The 7,256-nt window shown below is 56.6% G+C and carries 4 protein-coding genes; all 4 read left to right on the plus strand.

Annotated features, from left to right (window positions below):
* Positions 1-275 precede the first annotated feature (275 nt).
* The 4 genes from HMPREF1628_RS03990 (at position 276) to HMPREF1628_RS04005 (ending at position 7,220) form a co-directional block, all read left to right on the plus strand.
* Positions 276-1,691, plus strand: a complete 1,416-nt coding sequence (locus HMPREF1628_RS03990) for an MFS transporter (RefSeq protein WP_034508150.1) — start codon at positions 276-278, stop codon at positions 1,689-1,691.
* A 170-nt stretch (positions 1,692-1,861) separates the two neighbouring features.
* Positions 1,862-2,545, plus strand: a complete 684-nt coding sequence (locus HMPREF1628_RS03995) for an IclR family transcriptional regulator (protein WP_034508154.1) — start codon at positions 1,862-1,864, stop codon at positions 2,543-2,545.
* 124 nt (positions 2,546-2,669) lie between these two features.
* The gene (gene valS, locus HMPREF1628_RS04000; protein ID WP_052038850.1) at positions 2,670-5,336 is read left to right on the plus strand and encodes a valine--tRNA ligase; all 2,667 of its coding nucleotides are present in this window, start codon (positions 2,670-2,672) and stop codon (positions 5,334-5,336) included.
* Between the two features lie 9 nt (positions 5,337-5,345).
* Positions 5,346-7,220 (plus strand): AMP-dependent synthetase/ligase, encoded by a 1,875-nt coding sequence (locus tag HMPREF1628_RS04005; protein WP_034508158.1) that lies wholly within the window; start codon positions 5,346-5,348, stop codon positions 7,218-7,220.
* Positions 7,221-7,256: the final 36 nt, after the last annotated feature.

Consider the following 7,256-nt stretch of genomic DNA (forward strand, 5'->3'; position numbering starts at 1 on the left):
GCTACGAAAGAGCTACATCGGGGTTTTTGATGCCGTGGCGATTTCCTTGATGTAGAAGGGTTTTGAGGCGCCCCGGCGACGTTGCACGTTTTTCCTAAGCGTCGGCCATATTTGCGGGCGGGAAGCATTGCGAAGGCGAGCCGCTCAACTAAACTATAAATCGTATACGACGCCGTATATGTTTTTCGTTTTGGGTACTACAATGCCGTAGCTTAAGACATCTCCCCGCTTGTCGGACACCCACCAATCGTCCCACCCACGCACAGGAGGCCACCGTGGCAAACAATCGCCTCATTCTTAGCCCAAAGAAGAAGGAAGATCGCAAGGTTGCAGTCGCAACCCTTGTAGGCACCACCGTTGAGTGGTACGACTTCTTCATTTACTCCAACGCAGTCGCCTTGATTTTCGGCCCGCTGTTCTTTGATCCCCTGGCACAGGACAACGCTTTCTTGGGACAGATCATTGGCTTTGCAACCGTTGGCATCAGCTTCTTCTTCCGCCCGCTGGGGGCGATGGTCGCGGGCACACTCGGTGACAAGCTTGGCCGCAAATCGATGATGGTGGCAACTCTAATCCTGATGGGTCTTGCAACGGTGCTGATCGGCCTGCTGCCCACCTATCAGACAATCGGAATTTGGGCTCCGATCCTGCTTGTGTTGCTACGAATCGTTCAAGGTTTCTCGGCCGGCGGCGAGTGGGGCGGCGCCGCCCTCATGGCGGTAGAACACGCACCTGCCAACAGGCGCGGCTGGTACGGCGGCTTCCCCCAGGTTGGCGTGCCCCTAGGAATGCTTACGGCCACGGGCGTCCTCGCTATCGTGCATGCGATCTCCGGCGATGCCTTTAACGCCTGGGGCTGGCGAGTACCGTTCCTGTTCTCAATCGTCATGATCGCCATCGGCATGTTCATCCGCCTTGGCGTAGCCGAATCCCCCATCTTCGAGGAGGTCTCGAAGGACGCCGATCAGCTGCGCTTGCCCATCGTGCAGATGTTCAAATACAACGGCAAGCAGCTGGTACAGGGCGCCCTCGCATTCATGGGCAACGGAGTGGTTGGCTACATGATTACCGGAGGGTTCATCCTGGCCTACACCTCCGGACCCAACGGCATGGGCCTTGACGGAAACAAGATGCTGAACATCATCACGCTGGCATCCGCCTCCTGGATTGTCACCACATTGTTTGCCGCGTGGATCTCAGACAAGATCGGACGCGTGCGCACATTCCAGATCGGCTTCGTTCTAAATCTGGTCTGGGTATTCCCCCTCTTTGCGCTGATCAATACCGGCGAGTGGTCCAACATTATGCTCGGCATTTTGCCGTTGACGATTGGCCTAGGCCTCACCTACGGACCACAGTCCGCGATGTTTGCCGAGATTTTCCCGGCCCGAGTTCGTTACTCAGGAGCGGGCCTTGCGTACGCGATTGGGGCGATTCTAGGCGGAGCGTTCTCGCCGCTTATCTCCACCTTCTTGTACGGTAAGTTCGGCACCTCCACGGCAATCTCCATCTACCTATTTACTTTCACGGCCATTGGGTTGATCGCGGTATCAACTATCAAGGACCGCACGGGGCTACCGCTGGGTAAGGAAGCCAACGATATCCCCGGCAATGCGCAGCTGGAGGCGGCGGTTGCCGCGCAGAAGGTTTCGGGTACGCCAGCAACGTTTGAGCACGGCGCTGGATACTAACCGTCAAAACCGTAGAGCCCCTCGGAACGTCCACCCCGAGGGGCTCTAGCACTTGTATTTCCAGTCCAGCCCTGCACACCTGGTAGATTTGTATATGATCTCGATTTTTTAGACCGGATTTAGGTGTGCCCAATGTGGACACCGCTACTTCACAGGTGGGGAGGCTACTGATGACGGCACGTACAGACATTACCCAAACGCTGTCTCGCGGTATATCGATTCTCGAAGTACTTGCCCAGTCCCCCGCACCCCTGTCCACCACAGACCTGGCCGACTACCTGGATGTACCGCGCACCAACGTTAACCGGCTACTAAACACGCTACTAGCACACGACCTCATTTCTGGCTCTTCCAAGGGGTGGAGGATCGGCGCGGGCATCCACAAACTTGCCGACACTAAGTCGCAGGTGGTTGATGAGACTCCGGACGTGCTTAAGCGCATCGCGAATCGCCTGGATATGACGGCGTTCCTCGTCCACGCACGCAACGAAATGTGCGTCACGTTGGCGTGCGCAGAAATTCCGCGTGAGGGCGCAACCCTGGTGCAGCGTCCCGGAACTGTTCACTCCTTGCAAGTGGGAGCACCTGGTATCGCCCTGCTCGTATCAATGGGAGACCGAATGGGATCGGCAGAGCTCAAAGAGCTTTCCGGGTCCAAGTTTGAGGAAGTCAAACGCGCCCGCAGGCGCGGGTGGGCCTACTCCAAAGATGAAGTAATCCCAGGTCTCACCTCCGTTGCCGTGCCTGTACGGGGCACGTACATGGAGCCCACCGCCCTCGCTATCGTCACTCTCACCGAACCCAATATTGATGAGGTTGTGGGTGTACTACGCGAAGAAATCCAAACTCTTTGACGTGATACCTCCCACCTAAAACGTGGCGAATCGCGCCTGGGAATTTCGTAGCTGGTAGCATGAGCGATAGCCTTGAACAGACGCATAAACTTGTCTATTTATCGTTTTCACCAGGAGACTAAGCATGTCACCATCTGCGCAAGATACCGGACACAACAAGCTGCCAGCACCGGTTGTTCCGGATCGCGTGAGCGCTGACGGCCTCGAAGAAAAATGGATGACCAAGTGGGATGAGCGCGACGTCTACGCGTTCGATCGTGAAACCACCCGTAAAGAGGTGTATTCGATTGACACTCCCCCACCTACGGTTTCAGGATCTTTGCACGTAGGTCACGTGTTCTCCTACACCCACACCGACACGGTTGCGCGCTATCAGCGCATGCGCGGCAAGAACGTGTTCTACCCGATGGGTTGGGATGACAATGGGCTACCCACCGAGCGTCGCGTGCAGAACTACTACGGTGTTCGTTGCGATCCGTCACTGCCTTACCAGCCAGACTTTCAACCGCCATTTGAGGGTAATGCGAAGTCGGTGAAGAACCGCGACCAGGTACCGATCTCGCGGAAGAACTTTATTGAGCTGTGCTTGAAGCTGACGGCCGAGGATGAGAAGGGCTTTGAGGAGCTGTGGCGCCGGCTCGGCCTTTCGGTTGACTGGGAGCACAACTACCAGACCATTGGTGAGCGTGCGCAGCGAGTTGCCCAAGCTGGCTTCTTGCGTAACCTCGCTCGCGGCGAGGCATATCAGGCGGAAGCACCTGGCCTTTGGGACGTGACGTTCCAGACCGCTGTGGCCCAAGCCGAGTTGGAGGCGCGCGAGTACCCCGGTTTCTTCCACTCATTTGCGTTCCACGGTAAGGACAGCGACGTAGTTATTGAGACCACCCGCCCCGAGCTTTTGCCCGCATGTGTTGCGCTGATCGCTCACCCCGATGACGAGCGTTACTCTGGCCTGTTTGGCACAACGGTGAAGTCCCCTGGCTTCAACGTTGAGGTTCCCGTCCTGCCGCACCCGATGGCGGAGATGGATAAGGGTTCGGGTATCGCGATGTGCTGTACTTTTGGCGATCTCGTTGACGTGCAGTGGTGGCGCGAGCTCGACCTGCCGATGCGTTCGATTTTGGAAAAGGATGGCCGCATCCAGCTTGGCGTTCCCGAGTGGATTGAGGATGAGGCTGGTGCACAGCTGTTCCGCGAGATCGAGGGGAAGACTACGTTCTCAGCGCGTGAAGTTATTGTGAAGCATCTGGCCAGTACGGGTGAGATGATTGGCGAGCCTGAGCCAACGATGCGTAATACTAACTTTTTCGAAAAGGGCGATAAGCCGCTTGAAATTGTGACGTCCAGGCAGTGGTACATCCGCAACGGTGGCAAGGATTTCACTCGCCCCGGCGCGAAGGCGAATTTGAACACGGAACTGTTGGAGCGCGGCGAAGAGCTGGCGTTCCACCCTGATTTCATGAGGGTGCGCTACGACAACTGGGTGCAGGGCCTCAACTCTGACTGGCTTATTTCGCGCCAGCGTTTCTTCGGCGTTCCCCTGCCCCTTTGGTACCGCATTGATGAGGACGGGCAGGTACATTACGACGACGTGCTGGTTCCGGATGAGTCACGTTTGCCGATTGATCCCACTATCGATGTGCCGGAAGGCTACGAGGAGTCCCAGCGCAACCAGCCGGGCGGTTTTGCCGCTGAGATCGACATTATGGACACGTGGGCAACCTCGTCTCTAAGCCCCCAGGTTGCTGGCGGCTGGCTGTCTGATGACGAGCTGTTTGAGCGGGTTTATCCAATGGATCTGCGCCCGCAGGGTCAGGACATCATCCGCACTTGGCTGTTCTCCACCCTGCTTCGTGCGCACCTGGAGTTTGACGGTTTGCCGTGGAAGCACGCTGCAATCTCGGGTTGGATCCTCGACCCGGATCGCAAGAAGATGTCGAAGTCTAAGGGCAACGTGGTAACCCCCATGGGCTTGTTGGACAAGCACGGTTCGGATGCGGTGCGCTATTGGGCGGCATCGGCTCGCCTGGGCACCGACGCGGCGTTTGACGAGGGCCAGATGAAGATTGGCCGCCGCCTTGCGATCAAGCTATTGAATGCTTCGAAGTTTGCGCTCACGATGGGCCAGGGCGCGGATCTTGATCTGCGTCCGCTGAACGTTACGGAAGACTTGGACCGCGCGGTGTTAGCGCAGTTACATGAGGTTGTGAAGACCGCTACCGAGGCAATGGAGAACTACGACCACACACGCGCACTTGAAGCCACAGAGAAGTTCTTCTGGACGTTCTGTGATGACTACTTGGAACTGGTGAAGGAACGCGCTTACAACCGTGACGGTAAGTGGACGCCGAGTCAGGCGATGTCTGCCCGCTCTGCTCTGGCTATCACGGTTGATACGGTAGTGCGCCTATTTGCCCCGTTCTTGCCGTTTGCGGCCGAAGAGGTTTGGTCTTGGTACCGCCCCGGTTCGGTTCATAACGCGCAGTGGCCAAGCCCGCTAGATCTGCAAAACGTTGACGGTAACCCGCACATTTTGGAGGCCACATCCCAGGCTCTGGTTAAGCTTCGCCGCGTGAAGTCAGAAAACAAGGTTTCACCGCGCACCCCGTTCTTGCATGCAACTCTTGAGGTTCCGGCCGGCATGGTTGATTTGCTTGAGCTCACGCGTGATGATCTCTCGCTTGTAACTCACGTTGAGGGCCAGTTCATTATTCGCCCATCGGCAGAAGATGAGGTTGAGGTAGTCGATTACGAGCTCGGGGAACCTCCTGCTCGCAAGCCGCGAAACTAAGGTGATCGCATGAGTACTGAGAGTAACGCTCCTAAGCCCGCGCCAGATTCTGCGCCAGAGGTCCTGGAATGGCACGCCCCGGTGCTGGTGAAAACTGAGGAGCACGAGTCTGTTCCTGCAGTGTTTCGCGAGCGTGTCAAAAGAGGTCCGCGAGAGCCGATGATCGCCCGTAAGGCGCAGATGGGTTCCACTTGGCGAGAGATTTCCGCGCAGGATTTCTTGGACGAAGTGAACCTTGTTGCAAGAGGCCTTATTGGTTTAGGCCTGCAGCCTGGCGATGCAATTTCAATCATGTCGCACACGCGGTATGAGTGGACGCTTGTTGATTTCGCCGCTTGGAGCGCAGGTCTAGTGGTTGTGCCCATCTACGAGACGTCTTCGGTCGATCAGATCAAGTACATCTTGGAAGATGCTGACGTGAAGATGGTTGTGACCGAGACGATGGTCATGGCCCAACTGGTGCAGGCAGCGCGAGTAACACTTGAGCGCTCCGTTCAAGTTCTATCACTCGATAACTCTGCGATTATGCGGATTACGGAGGCCGGAGCTGAGGTTGACGAAGCGGAAGTTGATGCCCGCATTACTGACCTTAACATCCATAAGCCAGCCTCGATTGTGTACACATCCGGTACAACGGGGAAGCCAAAGGGAACCGTTTTGACCCACGGGAACTTTGTGACCCTGTGCAAGAACGGGCACAAGTGGATGCCGGAAATCGCATACCGGCGATCTTCACGCCTACTGCTGTTCCTGCCGCTTGCTCACGTGTATGCGCGCATGCTGGAAGTTTTCCAGATTACCGGTCACGGAATCATGGCGCATACGCCGAACACGCGTAACTTGCTTTCTGATCTGGAGAGTTTCCGCCCCACTTATCTGCTCGCGGTCCCCCGAGTCTTGGAGAAGATTTACAACTCGGCAGATGCGGCGGCAGGTAGCGGTGTTGCGCTAAAGACGTTCCGTTGGGCTGTCAAGACCGCCATCCAGTATTCGAAGGCTCTGGACACTACCTTGGGGCCATCACGCACGTTGTCGGCTCAACACCAGATGGCTGATGCCATGGTGTATCGGAAGATTCGCGCCCTGCTCGGTGGGAATTGTAAATACATCATTTCGGGTGGCGGCCCGCTGGGCGAAAGGCTGGGGCACTTCTTCCGCGGTGCCGGTATTACGGTTCTTGAAGGCTACGGCCTAACCGAGACGCTTGGCCCCATGTCGGTTAATACGCCTACAGTTTCAAAGATCGGCACGGTTGGCCCGCCGGTTGCAACCGTGGGTGTGCGTATTTCAGATACGGGCGAGATCCTGATTAAGGGCCCAACTGTTTTCTCTCACTACCACAACATGCCGGAAGAAACGGCAGCAGCGTTTGATGAGGACGGCTGGTTCCACACGGGCGACATTGGTTCTTTGGACCGCGATGGTTACGTAACGATCAGTGGACGGCAGAAGGAAATTATTGTTACTGCTGGCGGCAAGAACGTTGTTCCTACCGTTTTGGAAGATAAGTTGCGCGGCCATCCTCTGATCTCACAGGTGGTTGTGGTTGGCGATCTGCGCCCGTTTGTGGCCGCTCTTGTAACTTTGGACGCGGAGATGCTTCCAGGCTGGTTGAAGAATCATAATCTGCCTGCGATGACGGTCTCGGAGGCGATGAATCATCCGGAGATTCTTGCGGCGCTTAACCGCGCGGTTGAACGCGCAAACAAGGCTGTATCCCGCGCGGAGTCGATTCGTAAGATCAAGGTGTTGTCTACGGACTTTACCGAGGCTAACGGAATGCTGACCCCGTCGATGAAGGTGAAGCGCCCGGTTGTTTTGGAGACGTTTAAGGACGAGATCGACGAGATTTATGGCGGTCCCGTACGCGAGGCGGGCGAGTAACACTTGAGACAGTTGTGGCGAGCACTTCGGTGCTCG

It is taken from the genome of Actinomyces sp. S4-C9, from assembly GCF_000758775.1.
Classification (GTDB): Bacteria; Actinomycetota; Actinomycetes; order Actinomycetales; family Actinomycetaceae; genus Gleimia; species Gleimia europaea.